Genomic DNA, 22,578 nt, shown 5'->3' on the forward strand with positions numbered 1-22,578 from the left:
AAAAAACCCCACCTAAATTAAGTGGGGTTTTTTAATTTGTAATTAATTTAAGCGTTTGCCTGTCCCAGCATCAAATAAGTGAACCACATCAGGATTTACACCTACAGTAACTGTTTGACCTGGCTTTGGCGGACTCTTTGGATCCCAGCGAATAATTACCTGACCAAGCTCCTCACTGGTATTAGCAAACTTAAGTGATTTATCAACTGGCTTGCCATAAACAAATGCATCGGCGCCTAACTCTTCAACCACCTCAACTGCAACCTCAAAACCGGTAGCAGCAGGGGTGAAGCCCTCTGGCCTAATACCAACTGTGACAGATGAGCTTGCAGATGATGGGACAGCAACGCCAAGATTTCCTAGCATCGCTTTGCCACCAGATACTGGCGCAGTCAATAGATTCATTGCAGGTGAGCCAATAAATCCAGCCACAAAAGCATTTTGTGGTTTTTCATAAAGATTTCTTGGAGTATCAACCTGTTGTAGTAAGCCATCCTTTAATACTGCAACTCGATCACCCATTGTCATCGCTTCCACTTGATCGTGGGTGACATAAACAGTGGTGATACCAAGTCTGCGTTGTAGGGCAGCAATTTGTGTTCTAGTTGCTACTCGAAGCTTTGCATCCAGGTTTGATAATGGTTCATCCATCAAGAAAACCTGTGGCTCTCGCACAATCGCTCTGCCCATTGCAACTCGCTGGCGTTGACCACCTGATAATGCTTTTGGTTTGCGATCTAAGTAATCCTCTAAATCTAATAACTTTGCTGCATCTTTTACTCGACGCTCACGCTCTTCCTTGGCTACGCCAGCAATCTTTAATGCAAATCCCATATTTTCAGCAACTGACATATGTGGGTAGAGGGCGTAGGACTGAAAGACCATTGCAATATCACGATCCTTTGGTGCCACATTTGTTACATCTTTATCACCGATTCGAATTGATCCAGTATCTATTTCCTCTAGACCAGCCAACATGCGTAGTGAGGTTGACTTACCGCAACCAGATGGTCCAACTAATACTAGAAACTCACCATCATTTACAGTCAGATCTAGTTTGTCTACCGCAGGTTTAGTTGTGCCGGGATAGATTCGTGATGCTTGTGAGAATACAACTGATGCCATGATTAATAACTCCTTCTTCCGGGCAGGTACGCGCCCGACGATCCGTTGGATGAAGGTCTCACGGTTGTGAGAGTTGGCAAAGGCTACGACAGAATGGGTAAAAAAGGGAAGGGCGAGGTGCAAATTACGCCTGCCGGCTGAGATCCCAGCGCAACTAGATATCATTAGAGATATGGCTGATGGTGCTTTAATAAGTATCGCAATCGTTTTGGGCCTAATTGCCTTGGGTGGAATCTTTGTTGCCGCCGAGATTGCTCTGATATCTCTGCGAGAGTCCCAGGTAAAGCAGCTTGCCAGTAAAGGCAAGCGTGGGGTGCGGGTAGCAAAATTAACCTCAAACCCAAATCGCTTCCTTGCTGCAGTCCAGGTTGGCATAACGCTCTGCGGTTTTCTATCAGCCGCCTTTGGTGCTGATCAATTAGGTACTTATGTCATACCTGCTTTAGAACGGGCTGGTTTTTCAGAGCAGGCGAGTGAGATTTTATCAATTGTTGGCATCACCTTAGTAATTGTTTATATCTCCTTAGTTTTTGGTGAACTAGTTCCAAAGCGACTGGCATTATTTAAGACTGAGAAAATTGCACTCGCTACCGCTGCAATTATTGATCGAGTTGCCATTATTTTTAAGCCAGTCATTTGGCTACTTTCTCATTCAACTGATTTGATTGTAAGAATATTTGGAATTACTGCGCAAACTCAGCGAAGTAAAATCTCAGATGTGGAGTTAATGGAGCTAGTTAGCGGTCATACTGACTTGAGCACTGAAGAGCGGGAGATTGTGGAGGAGGTATTTAACACCTCTGATCGACTTATTCATGAGGTAATGGTTCCAAGAACTGAGGTTGATTTTCTTGATGCCTCATTGTCAATCTCAGAGGCTCGAAAAGTGGCGGCTGAGTTAGCCCACTCACGCTATCCAGTTGTCCGCGGAAGCAGCGATGAGATTATTGGATTTCTACATGTGCGAGATTTACTCAACCCAAAATTAGATGATGCCCAAATTACAATAATGGAGATCATTCGAAATGTAATTTTTCTTCCTGGCACAAAAGGGGTATTACCCGCCTTAACTGAGATGCGAAGTAAGCGACAACATATTGCAATTGTGCTTGATGAGTATGGTGGAACTGATGGCATCATCACCTTAGAAAACCTAGTGGAGTGCTTAATTGGTGAGATTCATGATGAGTATGACGGCCATGAGGGTGAGCCAAAACCCGAACAACGCACAGGAGATATTGAGATTGATGGCTTAATCTCACTTGAGGATCTACAGGATTTAGCTGGCATAACCTTGCCGGAGGGTCCCTATGAAACGGTGAGCGGATTTATCATGAATTATTTAGGACGGATTGCCCAGGTTGGTGATGTGGTTCGAATTAATGGCGCACGCTTTACAATTACCAGCATGACTGGCAAACGTGCAGGCCAAATATTACTTTCCAAAGAAGTGCGCAAATAATGAGTAAAAAACGGGTCCTATCAGGTATCCAGCCAACCCATGATTCATTTCATCTGGGAAATTATTTAGGCGCACTGAAACAATGGGTTGAGTTCCAAAAAGACAGTGATGCTTTTTACTGCGTAGTAGATCTTCACGCCCTTACAGTTGAGACCGATCCCAAGTTGTTAGAAAAGCGCACTCTGTTATCGGTTGCGCAATTACTGGCAATTGGCCTAGATCCAAAACAGTGCACATTATTTATTCAGTCGCATGTACCAGCACACAATCAACTGGCATGGGTGTTGGAGTGCATTACTGGTTTTGGTGAAGCTGGGCGAATGACACAATTTAAAGATAAGTCGCAAAAAGGTGGCACAGATAGAACCAATGTTGGTCTGTTTACTTATCCAATCCTGCAAGCCGCAGATATTTTGTTATACCAAGCAGATTTTGTGCCAGTGGGCGAGGATCAACGGCAGCACATTGAATTAACTAGGGATTTAGGACAGCGATTTAATAATAAATACCATGAAGTATTCACGATTCCAGCACCACAGATCATTAAATCGTTAGCAAAAATAAATGATTTGCAAGATCCAAATGCCAAAATGAGCAAATCTGCATCATCAATGGCAGGAGTAATTGAGTTGCTAGATTCATCTGATGCAATAATCAAGAAATTCAAATCAAGTGTTACCGATGCGGGTAAAGAGATTAAATTTGATGAACAAGGTAAGCCAGGTATTTCAAATCTATTGACCATCGCATCGGCACTATCTGGAAAAACCATCAAAGATTTAGAAAATGAGTACGCTGGCAAAGGATATGGTGATTTTAAAGTTCAAGTAGCTGAAATTGCAGTTGAGGTAATAAATCCAATCCGAATACGGACGCAAGAGTTAATGGCTGATAAAGCTGCATTGTTACAACTTTTAAAAGATGGCGCAGATAAAGCCAACCAAGTAGCGAGTAAGACACTAGCCGATGTCTATACCGCCTTAGGTCTGATCAAAAATGGCTAGGCGTTTTGCTTATCTGCTCCTTACGCTTTTATTTTCTGCAACCTTATTAGCACCAAATACCAATGCTGCCACACCAAAAAAGATTGCAATTGCATATGATGTTGGTGGCCGGGGTGATAACGGGAGTAATGATTTAGCAGCTGCAGGTCTTGAAAGAGCTATCAAAAAACATAAGCTATCTCGCTTAGATATTAGAGAGCAGATCACTGACGGCACATTGGGTGATCGAATCACCAGAGTGAGGTTTTTAGCACGAAATAAGTATCAATTAATTATCTGTGTTGGATCAGGATACGCCGACACCGTCCGACGGATTTCAAATGAGTTTCCAAACACTCAATTTGCAATTATTGATGATGAATCAGTTGCCATGACCAATGTTTCAAATCTCTCGTTTGCAACAAATGAAGGAGTTTATCTGGCAGGAGCAGCACTTGCCTTGGTCAGCAAGAGTGGAAAAATAGGATTTATTGGTGATAAATCTGAAGCCTCATCTGAAAGAAACTTAGCAATATTTACTAAAGGTGCCATAGCAGCTAATGCCAAGGTGACTGTAAGTAGCAAGTTGGTAGATACGCAGGCAACCAGTGAGGTCAGGACTTTGGTTAGTGATGGCGTTGACCAGATTTTTACTAATTGGTTTAGATCAGATGAAGTAATCTCAACTGGTGCCTCCTTTAACAGTGGTAGTAAGCGGGTATTAATCTCGGGGATCTTGCCGGATCAATACTTCTTAAACTTTTCTGCAGGAAAAAAGAATCAGTATTTAACGGTAAGAAAACGGTTTGATCTTGCGGTCGAGCAGATAATTGCAGCTGAATTAGCTGATAAAAATATGCTAGAAATATTGGATTCAAAACAAGGCATATACGGCCATCGCTACAACCTTAAAGATGGTGGAGTATCTGTGAGGTTGGTCAGTGGTGCGGCATTTGGGGCAAAGATCAGCAAAATATCCAATGATTTGAAGGCAGGGCGAGTAAAAAACCTTTCTTAAATTTCCAACAGCGCCTAAAACTTTAAACTCTCTAGTTAGAGTTGAAGTAATTCTAAAGAAATCGTAATCAACGCCATCTCAGCACATGTCGGTGAGCCACTGCCATCACCGATAAGGTCAGCCTACAACTTACCCATATTTCTTGGGTCCTAGTCCTTGGGAGGGATTTTGAAAAAATCATATAAATTAGTCGTGGCTATCGCAGCCGCATCATTAATGGCCACAATGGCTGTTACACCGGCAGCAAATGCTGCAACAAAGCAGAAAGTTTGCGTTGCGCTGGATACTGGTGGAATCAATGATAAGTCATTCAACCAATTATCTTATTTGGGAGCTACCACATCAGTTAAAAAGGGTTATGCATCCTCTGCTGAGTACTTGCCTGCAGCATCTCCTGCTGATTACGGCCCAAATTTAAAGAAGTTTGTTGATAAGAAATGTACATACATTATTGGTGTTGGCTTTGCATTAGGTGATGCCATTATCGCATCCGCAGAAGCAAATCCAACAGTGAAGTATGCAATCGTGGATGATGCTGGTCTTAAGAATTTCACAACACCAATAGCTAACCTTAAGGGCATTACATTCAAGACAAATGAAAACTCCTTTCTTGCTGGATATCTAGCAGCTGGCTATTCAAAGACTGGCGTTGTTGCTACCTACGGCGGTATGCCATTCCCAACAGTAACTATCTTCATGGATGGGTTTGCTAAGGGAGTTGAGTATTACAATGATGTTAAAGGAAAGTCAGTAAAGGTTCTTGGTTGGGATCCTGCCAAGCCAAGTGCTGGCACAATGGTTGGAGATTTCTCAAGCACCAACAAAGCACTTTCAATCTCACAAAACTTTGAGTTACAGGGTGCGGATGTAATCTTCCCTGTTGCTGGAAGCCTTGGAGTAACAACAGCTGAAAACAGTGTGAAGTCCAAGAAATCCGTAACTATCGGTGTTGACGCTGACTTCAATTTAACTGCACCAAAAGTTAAGAGCGCAATTTTAATCTCAGTGCTTAAGGGATTAAATGAGGCCGTTCAAGCATCTGTCAAAGAAGCTTACGATGGCAAATACTCTAACAAGCAGTATGTTGGAACATTAAAGAACAAAGGCGTTGGATTATCACCTTTGTACGCACCATTTACTAAGTCGATCCCTAAGTCTCTACAAACAGAGCTTAAGGATCTACAAGCTAACGTAGCAAGCGGATATATTCCTGTTAGCTAATTGATCGACTATTTGTTGACCAATTAGTAAGATTACTGGGTGAGTTAAGAAATTAACTCACCCAGTTTTATTTTAGGTGAGGAAACAATGTCTTTGGAATTGAAGGGAATAACCAAGAAATTTGGTTCCTTAATTGCCAATGATTCAATAAATCTAAAGGTTGCAAAGGGTGAAATCCATGCAATTTTAGGCGAAAATGGTGCCGGCAAATCAACCTTAATGAATGTTGTTTATGGCTTAACCCAAGCAGATAGTGGAAGCATTTGGGTAGATGGCAGTGAGGTAAAAATTTCTGAACCCTCAGATGCATTAAATGTTGGAATAGGTATGGTCCATCAACATTTTATGTTGGTTCCAGTGTTTACTGTCGCAGAGAATATTGTTTTAGGCCATGAAGTGTCTAAACGAGGAATATTGTCACTAGCAGAAGCTAGAATGAGAATTGAACAGATTGCGGCAGAGTTTAAATTTGAAGTTGATCCAGATGAATTGATTGAAAATCTCCCGGTTGGTGTGCAACAAAGAGTCGAAATCATAAGAGCGTTAATGTATGACGCAAAAGTCTTAATTCTAGATGAGCCCACAGCTGTATTAACGCCCCAAGAAACCGATGAGTTGCTCAACATAATGAGAACACTAAAATCTAAAGGTACTTCGATCATTTTTATTACACACAAATTGCGTGAGGTAAAGGAAGTAGCAGATCAAATTACAATTATCCGACTTGGTAAAGTTGTAGGTACAGCTAAGCCAAACGCGAGTCAAGAAGAGCTTGCAAATTTAATGGTTGGTCGCCCAGTGGATTTAACACCTAATGTAATCAAATCAAAAACGGGGGAAACCACCCTAAAAATTGCAAATTTGAGTGTTCTTAACCCAACAGGGCGGACTATTGTAAAGAATATTTCATTGGAGGTTAAGGCGGGAGAGATTTTGGCTATTGCTGGAGTGCAGGGCAATGGTCAGAGTGAGTTGGTAAGAGCAATAATGAATTTGGAAGAGAACGTGACTGGTTCAATAAAAATTCTTGGTGAAGAGTTAGTTGGTAAGTCGGTGCACCAAACTATCCATTCAGGGGTGGCTTATATTCCAGAATCAAGAGAGTTAGATGGCCTGGTGGGAACATTTTCGATAGCTGAGAATTTAGTTTTAGATACCCACGGTTTGGCCCCTTTTTCAAAGGTTGGCCAACTATCTGCGAATAGAATCAGTGATAATGCGACAAAACTAAAAGATGAATTTGATATCAGAGCTCAAAGTATTTATGACACAGCAAATTCTTTGTCGGGCGGAAATAAACAAAAAGTTGTGTTGGCACGAGAACTTTCACGACAGGTAAAAGTAGTTGTGGCATGCCAGCCTACGCGAGGTCTAGATGTTGGATCGATTGAGTTTGTTCACGAAAGACTTCTAGCTGAGCGTAATTCTGGACGCGCTGTTTTACTAATAAGTACAGAATTAGATGAAGTAGCCGCCCTGGCTGATCGAATTGCGGTTATTTATCGTGGAGAAATCCTAGGGATTGTGAATTCAGATGTGTCACGAGAAAAATTGGGTTTAATGATGGCGGGTGTAAAATAAAATGAGATTTACTCAATATGTGAAGAAGAATGTTTTACTACCATTTTTTGCGTTTATTTTTGCTTTTTTCATTGGTGGTCTAGTGATAGTTTTTTCGGACACTGAAGTAATGAGTAATTTAAATTCTCCAAGAAAATTTATAATCTCAGCATTATCTAAAATTGGAAACTCTTATTTGGCGGTTTTCCAAGGATCTATTTTCGATATTAACTTGGCAAGAGGAGAATCTTTTTTTAAAGGATTTTATCCACTTTCAGAAACTGTAGTCACAGCAACACCATTGATTTTGACTGGCTTAGCTGTTACGTTAGCGTTTAGATCTGGGCTATTTAATATTGGTGCCCAAGGACAGTTTATTTTTGGAGCAATCGGTGCATCATATGTTGGATTTCATTTCGATTTGCCGCCAGTAATTCATCCCATAGCTGCAATATCTGCTGGAGTTCTTTTAGCTGGAATATATGGTGGCATCGTGGGTCTACTTAAAGCAAAAACTGGCGCACATGAAGTGATCGTCACTATCATGTTGAATTATATTGCTGGGTTTTTTATTTTATGGATTCTAAAAACAAGTGCTTTTCTGAGGCCTGGTCGAATTGACCCACTAGCGCCAGAGGTAAATCCTAATTCAAGGCTTTCTAAATTTTTGGGTGAGGATTTACGAATCCATGTTGGCATATTTGTTGCGCTGGCTGCTGCATTTTTTGTTTGGTGGCTGTTAAAGAAGAGCACGCTTGGATTTAAGTTTCGCGCAGTTGGGGCAAATGCAAATGCAGCAAAATCGGCAGGCATATCTATAGCGTTTGTTACTACCTCAACTATGGTTTTATGTGGTGCACTTGCTGGATTAGGTGGTGCGGTTCATGTGCTTGGCACTGAGTATGCACTAACCAATAACATAGGTGGATCACTTGGTTTTGATGCAATCACAGTGGCACTACTCGGTGGTGCGGCTCCTTTAGGTACGGTAATAGCTGCATTTCTTTTTGCAGCACTTCGCACGGGTGGAATCACCTTGCAATCGAACACTGGAACTCCAGCTGAGATTATTCAAGTGATCCAGGCTTTAATAGTTTTATTCATTGCAGCTCCAGCCCTGATTAAAGGGATTTTCCGGTTAAAGCAATCAACAGCCGATAAAACTCTTACCGCAAAGGGTTGGAACGGATAATGACGAATTTAACTGCACAAGCGCGCCGCCAAGTTCGGGGCTTAATAACTATGGGAGTAATAACACTTTTTTCATTTTATACTTTTTATTTCAACTCAGATAAAACAGAACCTATAACTTTTGGCTTTATTGTTGGCAATGAATGGGCATTGCTAAAAGAATGGGTAGTAGCTTCAAAAACTGGTGCCGGAATTTTTATAATCTGCTCGACTTTTGGCATACTAATTGGGTATCTAGAGTTTAAAGCAAAGCGCACATTAACTTTTTCTAGTTTAATATTTGGTTTTGGCTTTGTAATGTCATTTTTATGTTGGGCTGCTAGTGGAAAATTTATTCCTTTCACCGGTTTGTTGCAGGGCTCTCTAATGCTTTCGATACCACTAATTTTTGGATCTATGTCTGGCTTGCTTTGTGAAAAATCTGGGGTTATAAATATTGCTATCGAAGGACAATTATTAGCTGCAGCTTTTGTTTCTGGAATTGTGGCCAGCCTGACGCAGAGCACAATCTGGGGTCTAGTTGCTGCACCATTTGCCGGTGCGCTTATTTCACTTTTATTAGCAATTTTTGCAATTAAATATGCTGTTGACCAAGTTATTATTGGATTCGTTATAAATGTGTTAGTCATCGGTTTTACTGGATTTATTTATTCTGAGCTGCTAGTCGAATATGAAGACAAATGGAATAGTGGCCCAAGTTTTGCAAGCATTGAAATACCACTACTATCAAAAATACCTATTATTGGACCTGTTCTGTTTAATCAGACAATAATCGTTTATTTTATGTACATCATTGTTATTGCAATTCAAATCGCCTTGTTCAAAAGTAAATGGGGACTAAGAACTCGCGCAGTTGGCGAAATGCCAGTCGCAGCTGATTCTGTGGGAATTAATGTCAATAAATTGAGATTTTTTAATGTGATGCTGGCTGGGTTCGTTGCAGGAATTGGCGGTGCATACTTCACGATTGGGTCTGTTGGCAGCTTTACAAAACAGATGACAGCGGGCGCAGGCTTCATCGCTCTCGCTGGATTGATTTTTGGAAAGTGGTCTCCGCGCGGAGCTGTAATTGCGGCGTTATTCTTTGGCTTTGCCGATAATCTGCAAGGCACCTTAACAATTATTGGCCTTGCGATTCCTTCAGAATTTATGTTGATGGTTCCCTATATAGCAACAATAATTGCAGTATCAGGCGTAGTTGGGCGAGTCAGAGCGCCAGCGGCTGATGGAATTCCATATTCGCGCGGTAATAAATAGTTAATTTTCGTAGGAGAATTACCCTATGGAAATTAACTGGGAAAAACTCCATCTATCAGCAAAAGAGGTTATGGAAAAAGCCTATGCTCCGTATTCAAATTTTAAAGTTGGTGCAGCAGGTTTAGTTTCAGACGGTCGAGTTGTTGTTGGTTGTAATAGTGAAAATGCAAGTTATGGCGTTGGTCTTTGTGCTGAGTGTGGTCTGGTTTCATCTTTAACTGCAACTGGTGGTGGGCGCTTGATTGCAGTTGTTTGTGTTGATGGCAATGGAGAGTACCTATCTCCTTGTGGCCGATGTCGACAACTACTTTTTGAACATGGCGGAAATGAAATGTTATTCATGACTCCAGAGGGTCCAAAACCGATGTCGTACTTACTTCCATGGGGGTTTGGTCCAGAGGATCTTAAATGAGTGAAAGATTTGCCGCAGTTGAGATTATCTCAGCAAAGCGAGACAAACTTGAGTTAAGTAATGAGCAAATCGAGTGGACAGTCGATGCCTACACTCGAGGTGTAGTAGCTGATGAACAAATGTCTTCTTTATTAATGGCGATATTGCTAAACGGAATGAATGATCGCGAAATTTCTAAATGGACCGATGCCATGATTGCCAGTGGTGAAAAAATGAATTGGTCGATGCTTGACCGACTAACAGTTGATAAACACTCAACTGGTGGAGTTGGCGATAAAATCACACTACCACTTGCACCTTTGGTTGCTGCCTGTGGTGCTGCGGTGCCGCAATTATCAGGTAGAGGATTAGGACATACTGGGGGCACTTTAGACAAGTTGGAATCGATTAAAGGTTGGAAAGCAAATCTCTCCAATACAGAAATGTTAAAAGTAATACAAGAATGTGGCGCAGTTATATGTGCTGCTGGCGCAGGACTGGCACCAGCTGATAAAAAACTTTACGCCCTGCGTGATGTAACTGGAACTGTGGAAGCAATTCCATTGATTGCTTCATCAATTATGAGTAAGAAAATTGCTGAGGGAACAAGTGCATTGGTGCTTGATGTAAAAACTGGTTCCGGGGCGTTTATGAGTGACCCGAAGAATTCAGCCCTACTTGCAAGAACAATGGTTAATTTGGGTAATGCAGCAGGTGTTAAAACTCGGGCACTTGTTACCGCCATGGATGTCCCCCTTGGTTTGACGGTAGGAAACGCATTAGAAATAAGAGAAACCCTCGAAGTTTTAGCAGGTGGTGGGCCCAGTGATGTTGTGGAGCTAACACTTTTACTTGCAAATGAGATGCTTGACGCAGTTGGAATTAAGCCAAAGGTTTCACCAGCAGATGCACTTAAAAATGGAATGGCAATGGATGTTTGGCGCAAGATGATTTCTGCTCAAGGTGGGGACAACGATGCTGCCCTTGCAGTGGCAAGAGAGAAGACTGAAATTAAAGCCACTGCATCTGGAAAGTTATTGAGTATGGATGCCAAAAAGATTGGCGTTGCAGCATGGCGATTAGGTGCAGGTAGGCAAAAACAAGGTGAGGCCGTGCAGGCTGGAGCTGGAATTGAAATTCATGCAAAGCCAGGTGATTTAGTAGTTAAGGATCAAACTATTCTTACATTGCATACTGATGAATCTAATCGATTTGATCGAGCTGTCGAAGCACTTACCGGTAGTTTTTCTATCGGTGGTAAAGATGAAGTGGTTCAGCGATTACCATTAGTAATTGAAAGAATTGAGGGGTAAGTGTCTTTAACCAACACACCAACAGTTGATCAAATTAAACGGGTGCCTAAAGCGCTACTTCATGATCATTTAGATGGTGGATTGCGTCCAGAAACAATTATTGAAATTGCAAACAAAATTGGCTATAAAAAATTACCAACCGATGATCCTAAAAAGCTAGCAGATTGGTTTGAAGAGTCCTGTAATTCCCACTCTCTAGTTCGCTATCTTGAGACCTTCGCTCACACTATTGCAGTAATGCAAAGTAAGGATGCGATAATCCAAGTTGCTCGAGAGTGCGCAATAGATTTGGCAAGAGATGGTGTGGTTTATGCAGAGGTACGAGGAGCACCGGAGTTATTTACAGAGCAAGGATTGAGCTTAGATCAGGTAATAGATGCAACTAATGAGGGATATAAGCAAGGAGTGGCTGAGGCTGCGAAAGAGGGTAACAAAATAAGAGTCGAGTCATTACTTTGTGGCATGCGCCAAAACAATAGATCACAAGAGGTTGCGCAGGCTGCCGTTAAATACCGCAACAAAGGAGTGGTTGGTTTTGATATTGCAGGTCCTGAGGATGGGTATCCACCAACTAATCAATTAGAGACTTTTTCATATTTGCGTAAAGAAAATGCTCACTTCACTATCCATGCGGGTGAGGCTTATGGATTACCTTCAATCTGGGAGGCAATTCAAATTTGTGGAGCAGAGCGATTAGGGCATGGTGTTCGCATTATTGATGATATTGATTTCTCCAGTGACACACCAAAATTAGGCCCACTCGCTTCATATGTAAGAGATCGAAGGATTCCACTTGAACTTTGCCCCACCTCAAATCTGCAAACTGGCGCAGCTAAAACTTACGCTGAACATCCAATAGGTAAGTTAGCAAAACTACGTTTTCGAGTTACCTTAAATACTGATAATCGCCTAATGAGTAATACCTCTATGACTCATGAGATGAGTCAATGTGTGAATTCATTTGAATGGAAATTTGCGGATTTACAAAGAGTGACAGTTAATGCACTAAAAAGTGCCTTTATTCCATTTGAAGAGCGGTTAGAAATAATTGAAAAGGTTGTTAAGCCAGCCTACACAAAAATATCTGCCGAATAATATTTAAATTCCAATTGGATGCCAGATAGTTTTGTGCTCCATAAAGCTTAAAATTCTCTCTGGGCTATTTGCAGTAGCAAAGCGGTGAATTCGCTTTAAGTTATCAGCCCCGACAAGTTTTAATTCTTCCTCTTGCTTCTTGCTTAAACCAGCAACATCGACACCATCAATCTCCATATGAGAGCCGACCCAAGGGGCTAGCTCTGAAGATTTGCCAGTCAAGATGTTTACTACACCAGCAGGAAGATCACTGGTTGCTAGCACTTCACCTAGAGTTATTGCAGAAAGTGGATAACTCTCACTTGCAATTACCACAGCGCTGTTACCAGCAGCTATTACTGGTGCCAAAGTCCTGACAACTCCAAGTAAGGATGGCTTACTTTCGGCGAAGACTGCTACAACACCTAACGCTTCGGGTGTAGTGAAGTTATAAAACGGACCAGAGACTTGATTTTGTGATCCAGAGATTGAAAATAATTTATCACACCAGCCTGAATACCAAACCCAAGTATCTATCGCCTCATCAACTTGCAGCTTGGCAACTTTGTTACTTACTCCCTCCAATAAACAAATCTCATCCGCAAATTGTTCACTTCGGCCCTGCATAATTTCAGCAATTCGGTAGAGGATTTGACCACGATTGAAAGCAGTTGCATTCGCCCAGCCACTTACTGCAGATTTAGCTGCAACAACAGCATCTCTAAGATCTTTTCTAGATGCTTGGGCTGGGTTTGCAATAAATTTCTTATTTGCACCCTTTATCTCGTACACCCGCCCAGATTCACTTCTTGGAAAGGCGCCACCAATAAACAACTTATAGGTTTTATTTACATCGATGCGACTCATTTACTTGCCTTCACATCAGATTTTAGATAACCGGACAAACCATGCCTGCCACCTTCACGGCCCCAGCCAGATTCTTTGTAACCACCAAATGGACTAGCAGGGTCAAATTTATTAAATGTGTTGCTCCAGATAACTCCAGCTTTCAATTGTTTTGCAGCCCAAAGCACCTTTGCACCTTTATCACTCCAAATACCAGCAGATAAGCCGTACATAGTGTTGTTTGCTTTTTCAATTCCTTCAGCGGGTGTTCTAAAAGTAAGTACAGATAAAACCGGACCAAAAATTTCCTCTCGAGCAATGCGATGAGATTGTGATACACCAGTAAAAATCGTTGGTGGATACCAATATCCCTTACTAGGCAATTTACATTCAGGTGACCACCTGTTTGCCCCCTCTGCATCACCACTCTTTGAAATCTCATGAATTCGCTTCAACTGCTCCTTTGAATTAATAGCACCCAAGTCAGTGTTCTTATCCATTGGATCCCCAATTCGAATCAAACTCATTCGCGCCTTAAGCTTTTCCAAGATTTCATCAGCAACATTTTCCTGCACTAATAATCTAGAGCCAGCGCAGCACACATGGCCTTGATTAAAGAAAATTCCATTAACTATTCCCTCCACCGCCTCATCAATAGCCGCATCTTCAAAGATTAGATTTGCTGCTTTGCCACCAAGCTCCAATGTGGCACTTTTATTGGTAGCAGATATGGATCTGGCGATTGCTTTGCCAACCTCGGTTGAGCCGGTAAATGCAATTTTGTTTATATCTGGGTGATTGACCAGCGCAGCACCAGTAATACCATCGCCAGTGACAATATTTACCACACCATCTGGTAACCCTGCCTGTTGGCAAACTTGGGCGAACAACAATGCAGTTAGTGGAGTTGTCTCCGCTGGTTTCAGCACAACTGTGTTTCCCGCAGCAAGTGCTGGCGCAATCTTCCAAGCGAGCATTAAAAGTGGGAAATTCCACGGAATTATTTGACCAACTACTCCAACTGGTTTTGGCTTGTTGCCAAAGCCTGCGTACTCCAACTTATCTGCCCAACCAGCGTGATAAAAAAAGTGCGCAGCTGCGAGTGGGATATCAGTATCTCTAGATTCTCTAATTGGCTTTCCATTATCTAGGGTCTCAACAACTGCAAACTCTCTGGCTCGCACTTGCAAGATGCGCGCAATTCGATAAAGATATTTACCACGCTCTTTTGCTGGCGTTTTAGACCAAACTTTTGTAAATGCCGACCTTGCACTTTTCACAGCCAGGTCAATATCTAATTTATCTGCGTATCCAATCTTGGATAGCACCTCTTCGGTTGCAGGATTTATTGTTTCAAAACTTTTTCCCTTTCGAGGATCAACAAACTTACCTCCGATAAATAGGCCATACGAATCGCTGATATTTGCGATGGCCTTAGATTCAGGTGCGCTGGCATACTCAAAATTACTCATAGCGCTCCTAATCAACAGTTACGTAGTTGGCACCAGCGTAGTACCCCGTACGCAACTTCATCCGCTGCATAAGTAAATCATTTAACAATGCACTCGCACCAATTCGAAAAAGTGATGGTTTAAGCCACTCAGATCCTGCAGTTTCATTTACGAGGACAAGCTGCTTGATTGCATCCTTTGTGGTTCGAATTCCACCCGCTGGTTTCACACCAATTCTGGTGCCAGTTAAGGCAAAGTAATCTCGCACCGCCTCTAACATCACCAGCACAACAGGAGCGGTAGCGGCAGGTGCAACCTTTCCAGTGCTAGTTTTGATGAAATCGGCTCCAGCCAACATCGCAAGGTAGGAGGCCTTTCTTACATTGTCATAAGTAACTAATTCACCAGTTTCTAAAATCACTTTTAAATGTGCCTTATTTCCACAAATTTGCTTAATGTTTTTAATCTCTTCAAAAACCTCACCCAATTTTCCTGAAAGAAATGCGCCTCTATCAATCACCATATCAATTTCATTTGCACCTGCAGCTAATGCATCTTGAGTATCAATCTTTTTTACCGCAATAGATGCTCTGCCTGATGGAAATGCAGTAGCAACAGCAGCTACTGGTATATCTCTACCGCCAATTGCATCTAATTCAGCACGAGCGATTTTTACCATATCGTTGTAAACACAAATTGCACCAACTGATGGCACTGTCAAATCACTTGGATCTGGTCTTACCGCTTTAGCGCAGAGTGCTTTCACCTTTCCAGGAGAATCTGCTCCTTCTAAGGTTGTTAAATCAACCATGCTAATTGCAGTATCTATTGCCCAAGCTTTACTGGTGGTTTTAATACTTCTGGTGGCCAACATTCCCGCACGTGCTTCTGCTCCGACCTGATCGACGGGTGGCAAATCTGCTAAAAACTTTTTTAATGAGCTTTCACTACCGTCAATAATCATATGAGAACTTTAGTCAAAGCTGCCTTGATTTGCGAGATCAATAAATTTGCCTCATTTTTGCTCCTACACACAACCTCTATGTAGCACTTTAATTTAGGTTCAGTGCCACTAGGTCGAATGATTACCCTAATTTGATCTTTATAACTCAACCTAATACCTATTGATGGCATGGTTTTCGAACTACTTAAATCTTCACTTTTTTCAAGTGGGTATCCAGAAAGTTCTGCGGGTGGATTATTTTTTACTTTAGTAAGTAAATTATCAATTTCTTTTAAGTCAGTAAATCGTATTGATATCTGATCAGTTAAATGAAATCCGTACTCCTCACCAATTTTATCAAGGTAATCTGTTAAGGAGACTCCCTTTTCTTTTAACTCTCCAACTAATTGAGCAATTATCACTGCAGCGCTAATTCCATCCTTGTCATTTACAACTTTTGGATCAACACAGTAACCCAGAGCTTCTTCATATCCGAACAAAAGTTCATCGATCTTTGAGATCCATTTGAAGCCTGTCAGAGTTTCTGCAAAAACTAATTTATGTTTGCTAGCAATTTTTCCGAGCAATGATGAAGAAACCAAAGAGTTTGCAATTGCTGAGTTTGGTAATTTATTTCTCTGGATTAAGTAATTGCCTAAAATAACCCCCACCTCATCACCTCTGAGCATTCGCCAACCAGTTTCGCCATCATTTATCGCGATTGCACACCGATCAGCATCAGGATCATTTGCAATGACTAGATCTGCATCCAGTTTTCTTGCATACTCTAGAGAAAGATCTATAGCGCCTGGCTCCTCTGGATTTGGGAATGGGGTAGTAGGAAAATCTGCATCTGGTTCTGCTTGCTCTTTAACAATTGTCGGAGTAGCAAACTTTGCCTCATTAAATACCTTTAAGAAGATCTCTGCACCAACACCATGCAAAGGTGTATAGATAATTTTTAAGTTATTTGGTTTGCTAATCAGCTTTGCAACTGATTGCACATAATCATTAATTAAAGTTTCATTTACAATTTCATAGTTCTTGGATCTTTTTGGTGAAAGATCTGCATCTGTTATGTAATTTGAAATTTCTCGGTCAACCGGTGAGATTATTTGTGAACCATTGTATTTAACCCCTTTTAATTGGCCGCCGAGGTAAACCTTGTAGCCATTATCAGTTGCTGGATTGTGACTAGCAGTGACCATAATGCCCACACCTACTTGCAGTTTATTAACTGCAAATGCAAGTACAGGAGTGGGAAATGCTCTTGGTAGAACATAGGTTTTAAAACCTGCACCGGCAAATATCTCAGCACTGTCTTGGGCAAAATCATTAGATCCATGACGGGCATCTCGCCCAATTACAATCGAAGATAGATTGTTGGCTTTCATAAAACTAACAATTCCGGCTGCAGTTCTACTTACTACTGCTCGATTCATACAAGAGGGGCCGATCCCAATCCTTCCGCGCAAGCCAGCAGTTCCAAATTGTAGGAATCCGTTAAATGAGCGGGCTATTTCAACTTCATTATTTTCTGCTAGCCATTTACTTAGTTGATTTGCTGTTTTTTTATCTGGGTCATGATCGATCCACTCTTGAACTTCAATGCGCAACTTATCTGAGATCACAACTTAGGCAGGACCTTTGCCAAAAGATTTCCCATGCGATCTGCAGCAGCTTTTCCAGCAGCAATTACCTCAGCATGATTGAGTTTCTCACCAGTCACACCAGCTGCAGCATTTGTCACTAATGAGATGGCAAGTATTTGCGCACCCAGTGCATGAGCTGCAATTGCTTCTGGAACAGTTGACATACCAACTAGATCTGCGCCCATTGTGCGCATCATGCGAATCTCTGCAGGTGTTTCATAGGATGGGCCACGCCAATGTACATAAACGCCTTCAGCTAGTGAAGGATCCTCAGCCTTAACTATTTCCCGTAATTTCTTGCTATAAAGATCTGTCAGATCAACAAAGTCTGCACCAATCAAAGGTGATGCTGCGGTTAGTGAAATATGATCCTTTATTAAAACTGGCTGGCCCACTTTGTAATCTAAGTTAATCCCACCACAGGCATTTGTTAGGACAATGGTTCGACATCCTGCCTTTACTGCAGTTCTTACTGCATGCGCTACTGGCTCCATTCCTAAACCTTCGTAGAAGTGAGTTCTACCTAAGAAAACTAGAGCATTAATTTTATTTTCTAATTTATAGGAACGAACTTTGCCACCATGTCCTGCAACAGTAGGAGCTGGAAAGCCGGGTAACTCCGTTACCGCGAATTCATGTGTTGGTTTTCCAAGTGCATCGGCAGCTGAAATCCACCCTGAACCCATAACAAGTGCAACATCATGTTTGTCTTTCCCTGTTATTTTGGCGATCGCTTTGGCGGCTTTTTGCGCTGTGCCGATAGGATCTTTATAAAGCTTGCCCATGAGGCAAACTTATCCTAAATAATTACTTATGTTTTAACTCAGGCCAGCTATAACCCAGGGAGATAATCATTTTCCTTAGTAGCGGCAGTGATAAACCAATAATTCCACTTGGATCACCCTCAATTTTTGTGATGAATGCTGAACTTAGTCCATCGAGCGTGAAGCCACCTGCAACTTGTAATGGTTCACCAGAATTAACATAATCTACAATTTCCTCATCACTCATCTGCGCAAACGTCACTTTGGATGTTGATTTCTCACTTAGCTCAACTCCTTGTTTTAAATCGATTAGGCAATGGCCAGTATGAAGATATCCAGATTGACCACTTAACTGTTTGCATCTTTGAATTGCATTCTCTTTAGTTTCTGGTTTACCAAGTGATTTACCCTCAAACTCAAAGGTAGAGTCGCAACCGATAATTAATGAGTTTGCCGGCGCTATATCTTTCACCGTATGTGCTTTAAGGATTGCTAGCGCAATAACTAATTCAGCAGGGGTCAGTGAAGCAAATTCAGCAGCCTCTTCATTAACTCCACTAACAATTACCTTGGGTGTAATTCCAACACTTTCTAGCAGCCTGAGTCTTGATGGTGAGGCGGAGGCAAGAATTAGTTCAATCATTATGCGGGTAACCTTATTACATGAAGTTACCCCTTGTTGGAGTAGTAGCTGACGAATCGAGCCAATTCAACTATCTGAATGAGGGGAGAAAACTTGGAATTAATCTTAAATTTGAAAGCCAGGCTTTAGCAGTTGAGGATTTAATCAGATTTGCAGAAGATTGTGACTTTTTACTTATAGATCCGAAGTTAATTTCTACTGCCTCAGTAAAAACCGCTGAACGGGCAGGAGTGCGGATCTATCCCTCCGCAAAAACTCTTGAGCAACTAGACCAGATAAATACTGTTCAAATTTCTGGTGAGCACTTATCAATTCTAGTTACTAGATCTGCCCATGCTCAGGTTGCTAGTTGGCCAATAACTCTTATCACCAGTAATTTAACAATCACCCCATTGCCAGGAATAAGTGATGAGTTATCGCAAGAAATTCAACTTTCGGTATTAAAGCTTGCTGGTGAGGTGGGGTTGATTGGCGGTTTTGAATTATTAGTTGATGCGACGGATTACAAGCAATTAATAAGTATCAATTGGATTACCCCTTATGCAAAATTCTGGAGCCAGATCGGTTGCGTTACCAATTTTTATGAGCAAAATTTGCGGGCAGCTTTGGACTTACCCCTTGGTAGCACAGATTTATTGGATAAATATGTGATTACTGGAAATCTTAAGACTGATCCCGCAAGTGATGATTACCGGCCATACCTACATTTAATGGCTCGAAATCCAAAGCTAAAGTTTGATCAATCAATTAAGCAAGTGGCTATCACCAGTGATGATTTGGAAAGTGCGCTGACTGAAATCATTCATGCCCAGCAGTACTACAGTGGTGAGATAGAGGAGTAGTCAGACTCGCTTTTTATACTCAATCGCAGGGCAACGATTCATTACTGCAATTAATCCGGAAGCGCTTGCTCGAGAAACTGCTTGCTCGTCAATTACATCAAGTTGTAGCCAAACTCCCTTAGATTTGATGGCAATTGCTTCGTCAACTACTGCGCCTGCAAGCTCTGAGTTTACAAAAATATCTACCACATCTATTGATACTGGAATATCGGCAAGTTTTGCATAACCTTTTTGCCCATGAACACTCTCAGCTTTTGGGTGTACTGGAATGACTGTATGACCACGATCCATTAGAACTTTTGCAACACCATATGCTGCTCGTTCAGAGTTATTACTCAAACCAACTATCGCCCAAGTTTTTAAGGCTAGCAATTGATCAATCTGATCACTCATGATTTGTGCGACCTAGCGCTCTAAATTTCCATCCCGCAGCACGCCATGCTTCGCGATCCAATGCATTTCTACCATCGATGATTATTGGAGTTTTCACTAGTGATTTAATCTGTACTGGATTTAGCTCTCGATAGATCTTCCACTCAGTAAGGTGTAGAACTAGCTCTGCATCCTTTAAAGTCTCATTTATCTCCTGTGCATAATTTAATCCAGGAAAGCGCTTTTGTGCATTAGCAATTGCTTTTGGATCATGAACTGTCACGAGCGCACCGGCTGCTTGTATTTGAGCTGATATATCCAACGCTGGTGAGTCGCGCACATCATCACTATCTGGTTTAAAAGCTGCGCCTAGCACTGCAATCTTCTTTCCAGATAGATCATTTGATAAATCTTTACGAACTAATTCAATAATTCGCTGCCTTGCACGTAAATTAATGGCGTCAATCTCCTTGAGAAACTCAACCGCCTGTTTTGCCCCCAACTCCTCAGCACGTGCCATGAAGGCGCGAATATCTTTTGGCAGGCAACCGCCACCAAAACCAATTCCTGCCTGTAAAAAACGACTACCAATTCTTGGGTCATATCCAATAGCTTTTGCTAAAACTGTTATGTCGCCACCAGATGCCTCACAGACCTCTGCCATGGCATTAATAAATGAAATCTTTGTAGCCAAAAATGAGTTGGCGGCAACTTTTACTAACTCTGCAGTTGGTAAATCTGCCCTTACCCACGGGGTATTTTCTTTCAAGTTAGCCGCATAGACCTCTTTTAAAATTCGCTCTGCCTCATCACTCATCACACCAACTACTAATCGGTTTGGTTTCAAAGTATCTTCAACTGCAAATCCTTCCCGTAAAAATTCAGGATTCCATGCCAGATCAGCTTTGGGATTTAATGCAATTAATCTATCTCGAAGTTTGCTGGCGGTACCAACTGGAACGGTTGACTTACCAACCACGAGGCCGCCCGGCTTAACAATTTTGGCAATACCCTCTAGCGCTGAATTCACATAGCTTAAATCTGCTGCATTACCACCCTTTACTTGTGGGGTTCCAACACAGATAAAGTGGATATCTGCGGTAGCCAAATCGTTAATGTTTTTAGTAAAGGTCAGTCGACCAGATTTTATTTGCTCTGCCAGCAATTCTTCCAAATCTGGTTCATAAAATGGAACCTTTGCTTTACTTAGTAGATCAATCTTGCTGGCATCGGTGTCATATCCAATTACCTCAAACCCCAAGCTAGCCATACATGCGGCGTGCGTGGCTCCTAAGTAGCCGGTGCCAATTACCGAAAGTTTTAACGCCATATGTAGAGCCTACCTATAAATTACTTGTTTACCGACAGATATTATCTTCAGCGGTACGGGTTTTAAACTTATCGATAACCTCTACTTTTGCCGCCTTTGTAGATGATGGCGAGGCAGAAGGAAGAACTTCATCAACTACCGCCCTATCTTCACGCAAGCGATTCCATAGCTCTGGCGCTAGAACTGGATCCCAAAGTACCGACGCAGTCACACCATTTGCATAATAATTTAGATCTGAAAGCGGAACAGTGAGAGTTCGAATATTTGAGGTAGCAAGTGATTTCATTCCCTTTGCTAATGAAATTAACTCTGCACTTTGTAATCCCTCATCAGTTGTTACTGCATCAAGGGATGAATTTATAAAGCTAGTCATAGTAATTGGATTGAGCAAGACCCCAGCACTAGTAGCCTTTTTAAGTACCGAGGACATAAATGCTTGTTGGCGTTGCATCCTGCCAATATCTCCCATGCCATCAAACTCCCTTGTCCTTACATACTTAAGTGATTCAATTCCGTTTAACGTGTGAACCCCAGCCGCTAGTACTAGGTGGCTTTTTGGATCATCAATATCTTTTTTGGTGCAAACTTCAATTCCACCCAGTGCGTCTACCACTTGTGCGAAACCAGCAAAATTAACCTCAACATAATGATCAATTTTTAGTTGGGTCATCTCTTCAATGGTTTGGATTAAAAGTGGTGCACCACCCCAATTAAATGCTGAGTTTATTTTGGAATGTCTGGCAGGAATAACTCTTCCTGCCTTAGTGGTATAAGACGGTATTAATGCAAAACTATCTCGCGGTATTGAGATCAAGACCGCCTTATCTCTAGCTTTAGAAATGTGCACCAGCAGCATTGTGTCTGATCGTTTACCAGCAGCAGTTGCCACAGATCCAACTCTTAACTCTTTTAGTTCAGCCTTAGAAAGACCTTCTCGAGTATCTGATCCCACCAGTAAGTAATTTACTGCTGAGGAGATTTTTTCAGGGCGTTTTTCAATTCCAGCAAAGGCATCAATCTTGTTAATTGATGCCGTAACTGTGGTAAAAGCCAAAGAACTAATTGCTGAAATTGCCAAAGTCGCGAGCGAAATACCAGTAAATATCTTGATACTTCGAGAGGATTTCATCTTCTTATCCT

Annotated in this window: 21 protein-coding genes; 11 read left to right on the plus strand and 10 right to left on the minus strand. The window is 41.7% G+C overall.

Going from position 1 to position 22,578, the window contains the following annotated elements:
- Positions 1 to 42: 42 nt before the first annotated feature.
- A complete protein-coding gene (locus B1s21160_RS00940) occupies positions 43 to 1,125 on the minus strand; it encodes an ABC transporter ATP-binding protein (RefSeq protein ID WP_041887928.1) in 1,083 nt (360 codons plus the stop codon).
- A gap of 172 nt (positions 1,126 to 1,297) precedes the next feature.
- On the opposite strand from B1s21160_RS00940, the gene B1s21160_RS00945 reads away from it, so the two are divergent.
- The 10 genes from B1s21160_RS00945 to B1s21160_RS00990 all read left to right on the plus strand — a co-directional run bounded on the left by B1s21160_RS00945 (position 1,298) and on the right by B1s21160_RS00990 (position 12,616).
- Complete coding sequence (locus tag B1s21160_RS00945; protein WP_095672876.1) at positions 1,298 to 2,587, plus strand: hemolysin family protein; 1,290 nt, start codon at positions 1,298 to 1,300, stop codon at positions 2,585 to 2,587.
- Positions 2,587 to 3,591, plus strand: coding sequence for a tryptophan--tRNA ligase (trpS, locus tag B1s21160_RS00950; RefSeq protein WP_095672038.1), 1,005 nt, complete (start codon positions 2,587 to 2,589; stop codon positions 3,589 to 3,591). Before B1s21160_RS00945 ends, trpS begins: the two co-directional genes overlap by 1 nt.
- On the plus strand, positions 3,584 to 4,588 hold the full coding sequence (locus tag B1s21160_RS00955; protein ID WP_095672039.1) for a BMP family lipoprotein: 1,005 nt from the start codon (positions 3,584 to 3,586) through the stop codon (positions 4,586 to 4,588). The genes trpS and B1s21160_RS00955 overlap by 8 nt, the downstream gene beginning before the upstream one ends.
- A 168-nt stretch (positions 4,589 to 4,756) precedes the next feature.
- Positions 4,757 to 5,809, plus strand: coding sequence for a BMP family lipoprotein (locus tag B1s21160_RS00960; RefSeq protein WP_095672040.1), 1,053 nt, complete (start codon positions 4,757 to 4,759; stop codon positions 5,807 to 5,809).
- A gap of 87 nt (positions 5,810 to 5,896) precedes the next feature.
- Positions 5,897 to 7,390 (plus strand): ABC transporter ATP-binding protein, encoded by a 1,494-nt coding sequence (locus tag B1s21160_RS00965; protein WP_041887371.1) that lies wholly within the window; start codon positions 5,897 to 5,899, stop codon positions 7,388 to 7,390.
- Position 7,391: 1 nt separating this feature from the next.
- Complete coding sequence (locus B1s21160_RS00970; protein ID WP_041887370.1) at positions 7,392 to 8,561, plus strand: ABC transporter permease; 1,170 nt, start codon at positions 7,392 to 7,394, stop codon at positions 8,559 to 8,561.
- Complete coding sequence (locus B1s21160_RS00975) at positions 8,561 to 9,817, plus strand: ABC transporter permease (RefSeq protein ID WP_095672041.1); 1,257 nt, start codon at positions 8,561 to 8,563, stop codon at positions 9,815 to 9,817. The genes B1s21160_RS00970 and B1s21160_RS00975 overlap by 1 nt, the downstream gene beginning before the upstream one ends.
- A gap of 25 nt (positions 9,818 to 9,842) precedes the next feature.
- Positions 9,843 to 10,229, plus strand: a complete 387-nt coding sequence (locus B1s21160_RS00980; protein ID WP_095672042.1) for a cytidine deaminase — start codon at positions 9,843 to 9,845, stop codon at positions 10,227 to 10,229.
- Entirely contained in the window at positions 10,226 to 11,521 is a 1,296-nt protein-coding gene (locus tag B1s21160_RS00985; protein WP_095672043.1) for a thymidine phosphorylase, read from the plus strand. The genes B1s21160_RS00980 and B1s21160_RS00985 overlap by 4 nt, the downstream gene beginning before the upstream one ends.
- A complete protein-coding gene (locus tag B1s21160_RS00990; RefSeq protein ID WP_095672044.1) occupies positions 11,522 to 12,616 on the plus strand; it encodes an adenosine deaminase in 1,095 nt (364 codons plus the stop codon).
- A gap of 3 nt (positions 12,617 to 12,619) precedes the next feature.
- Here B1s21160_RS00990 and B1s21160_RS00995 read toward each other — a convergent pair whose 3' ends face one another.
- From B1s21160_RS00995 to B1s21160_RS01020, 6 genes are read right to left on the minus strand one after another with little or no spacing between them, the layout of a single operon-like run.
- Positions 12,620 to 13,462 (minus strand): aldehyde dehydrogenase family protein, encoded by an 843-nt coding sequence (locus B1s21160_RS00995; protein WP_041887364.1) that lies wholly within the window; start codon positions 13,460 to 13,462, stop codon positions 12,620 to 12,622.
- The gene (locus tag B1s21160_RS01000) at positions 13,459 to 14,913 is read right to left on the minus strand and encodes an aldehyde dehydrogenase family protein (RefSeq protein ID WP_095672045.1); all 1,455 of its coding nucleotides are present in this window, start codon (positions 14,911 to 14,913) and stop codon (positions 13,459 to 13,461) included. The genes B1s21160_RS00995 and B1s21160_RS01000 overlap by 4 nt, the downstream gene beginning before the upstream one ends.
- A 7-nt stretch (positions 14,914 to 14,920) precedes the next feature.
- Positions 14,921 to 15,856: a deoxyribose-phosphate aldolase gene (gene deoC, locus B1s21160_RS01005; protein ID WP_095672046.1), complete on the minus strand. Its 936-nt coding sequence runs from the start codon at positions 15,854 to 15,856 to the stop codon at positions 14,921 to 14,923.
- On the minus strand, positions 15,853 to 17,466 hold the full coding sequence (locus tag B1s21160_RS01010; RefSeq protein ID WP_095672047.1) for a phospho-sugar mutase: 1,614 nt from the start codon (positions 17,464 to 17,466) through the stop codon (positions 15,853 to 15,855). Before B1s21160_RS01010 ends, deoC begins: the two co-directional genes overlap by 4 nt.
- Positions 17,463 to 18,272, minus strand: a complete 810-nt coding sequence (locus B1s21160_RS01015) for a purine-nucleoside phosphorylase (protein ID WP_041887360.1) — start codon at positions 18,270 to 18,272, stop codon at positions 17,463 to 17,465. The genes B1s21160_RS01010 and B1s21160_RS01015 overlap by 4 nt, the downstream gene beginning before the upstream one ends.
- A gap of 22 nt (positions 18,273 to 18,294) precedes the next feature.
- Positions 18,295 to 18,894: a Maf family protein gene (locus B1s21160_RS01020; RefSeq protein ID WP_095672048.1), complete on the minus strand. Its 600-nt coding sequence runs from the start codon at positions 18,892 to 18,894 to the stop codon at positions 18,295 to 18,297.
- Between the two features lie 20 nt (positions 18,895 to 18,914).
- Here B1s21160_RS01020 and B1s21160_RS01025 point away from each other — a divergent pair, with 20 nt between their 5' ends.
- Positions 18,915 to 19,736: a 5-(carboxyamino)imidazole ribonucleotide synthase gene (locus tag B1s21160_RS01025; RefSeq protein ID WP_041887356.1), complete on the plus strand. Its 822-nt coding sequence runs from the start codon at positions 18,915 to 18,917 to the stop codon at positions 19,734 to 19,736.
- Here the strand turns inward: B1s21160_RS01025 and B1s21160_RS01030 are convergent, their stop codons facing one another.
- Genes B1s21160_RS01030 through B1s21160_RS01040 form a run of 3 tightly spaced genes read right to left on the minus strand, consistent with a single transcriptional unit; the run spans position 19,737 to position 22,567 of the window.
- Positions 19,737 to 20,129, minus strand: a complete 393-nt coding sequence (locus B1s21160_RS01030) for a CoA-binding protein (RefSeq protein ID WP_041887354.1) — start codon at positions 20,127 to 20,129, stop codon at positions 19,737 to 19,739. It abuts the gene before it with no gap.
- The gene (locus B1s21160_RS01035; protein WP_095672049.1) at positions 20,122 to 21,438 is read right to left on the minus strand and encodes a UDP-glucose dehydrogenase family protein; all 1,317 of its coding nucleotides are present in this window, start codon (positions 21,436 to 21,438) and stop codon (positions 20,122 to 20,124) included. Before B1s21160_RS01035 ends, B1s21160_RS01030 begins: the two co-directional genes overlap by 8 nt.
- Positions 21,439 to 21,466: 28 nt before the next feature.
- Positions 21,467 to 22,567: an LCP family protein gene (locus tag B1s21160_RS01040; RefSeq protein WP_095672050.1), complete on the minus strand. Its 1,101-nt coding sequence runs from the start codon at positions 22,565 to 22,567 to the stop codon at positions 21,467 to 21,469.
- Positions 22,568 to 22,578: the final 11 nt, after the last annotated feature.

This window comes from Candidatus Nanopelagicus hibericus (assembly GCF_002288005.1).
GTDB lineage: Bacteria > Actinomycetota > Actinomycetes > Nanopelagicales > Nanopelagicaceae > Nanopelagicus > Nanopelagicus hibericus.

Excerpts from the sequence above, each read along its gene's own strand:
- B1s21160_RS00965 (WP_041887371.1), top strand. The coding sequence starts at position 5,897 with ATGTCTTTGGAATTGAAGGGAATAACCAAGAAATTTGGTTCCTTAATT.
- B1s21160_RS01000 (WP_095672045.1), bottom strand. The coding sequence starts at position 14,913 with ATGAGTAATTTTGAGTATGCCAGCGCACCTGAATCTAAGGCCATCGCA.
- B1s21160_RS01025 (WP_041887356.1), top strand. The coding sequence starts at position 18,915 with ATGAAGTTACCCCTTGTTGGAGTAGTAGCTGACGAATCGAGCCAATTC.
- B1s21160_RS00940 (WP_041887928.1), bottom strand. The coding sequence starts at position 1,125 with ATGGCATCAGTTGTATTCTCACAAGCATCACGAATCTATCCCGGCACA.
- B1s21160_RS00975 (WP_095672041.1), top strand. The coding sequence starts at position 8,561 with ATGACGAATTTAACTGCACAAGCGCGCCGCCAAGTTCGGGGCTTAATA.
- B1s21160_RS00945 (WP_095672876.1), top strand. The coding sequence starts at position 1,298 with ATGGCTGATGGTGCTTTAATAAGTATCGCAATCGTTTTGGGCCTAATT.
- B1s21160_RS00970 (WP_041887370.1), top strand. The coding sequence starts at position 7,392 with ATGAGATTTACTCAATATGTGAAGAAGAATGTTTTACTACCATTTTTT.
- B1s21160_RS01030 (WP_041887354.1), bottom strand. The coding sequence starts at position 20,129 with ATGAGTGATCAGATTGATCAATTGCTAGCCTTAAAAACTTGGGCGATA.
- trpS (WP_095672038.1), top strand. The coding sequence starts at position 2,587 with ATGAGTAAAAAACGGGTCCTATCAGGTATCCAGCCAACCCATGATTCA.
- B1s21160_RS01035 (WP_095672049.1), bottom strand. The coding sequence starts at position 21,438 with ATGGCGTTAAAACTTTCGGTAATTGGCACCGGCTACTTAGGAGCCACG.
- B1s21160_RS00995 (WP_041887364.1), bottom strand. The coding sequence starts at position 13,462 with ATGAGTCGCATCGATGTAAATAAAACCTATAAGTTGTTTATTGGTGGC.
- B1s21160_RS00955 (WP_095672039.1), top strand. The coding sequence starts at position 3,584 with ATGGCTAGGCGTTTTGCTTATCTGCTCCTTACGCTTTTATTTTCTGCA.
- B1s21160_RS00980 (WP_095672042.1), top strand. The coding sequence starts at position 9,843 with ATGGAAATTAACTGGGAAAAACTCCATCTATCAGCAAAAGAGGTTATG.
- B1s21160_RS01020 (WP_095672048.1), bottom strand. The coding sequence starts at position 18,894 with ATGATTGAACTAATTCTTGCCTCCGCCTCACCATCAAGACTCAGGCTG.
- B1s21160_RS00985 (WP_095672043.1), top strand. The coding sequence starts at position 10,226 with ATGAGTGAAAGATTTGCCGCAGTTGAGATTATCTCAGCAAAGCGAGAC.
- deoC (WP_095672046.1), bottom strand. The coding sequence starts at position 15,856 with ATGATTATTGACGGTAGTGAAAGCTCATTAAAAAAGTTTTTAGCAGAT.
- B1s21160_RS01040 (WP_095672050.1), bottom strand. The coding sequence starts at position 22,567 with ATGAAATCCTCTCGAAGTATCAAGATATTTACTGGTATTTCGCTCGCG.
- B1s21160_RS01015 (WP_041887360.1), bottom strand. The coding sequence starts at position 18,272 with ATGGGCAAGCTTTATAAAGATCCTATCGGCACAGCGCAAAAAGCCGCC.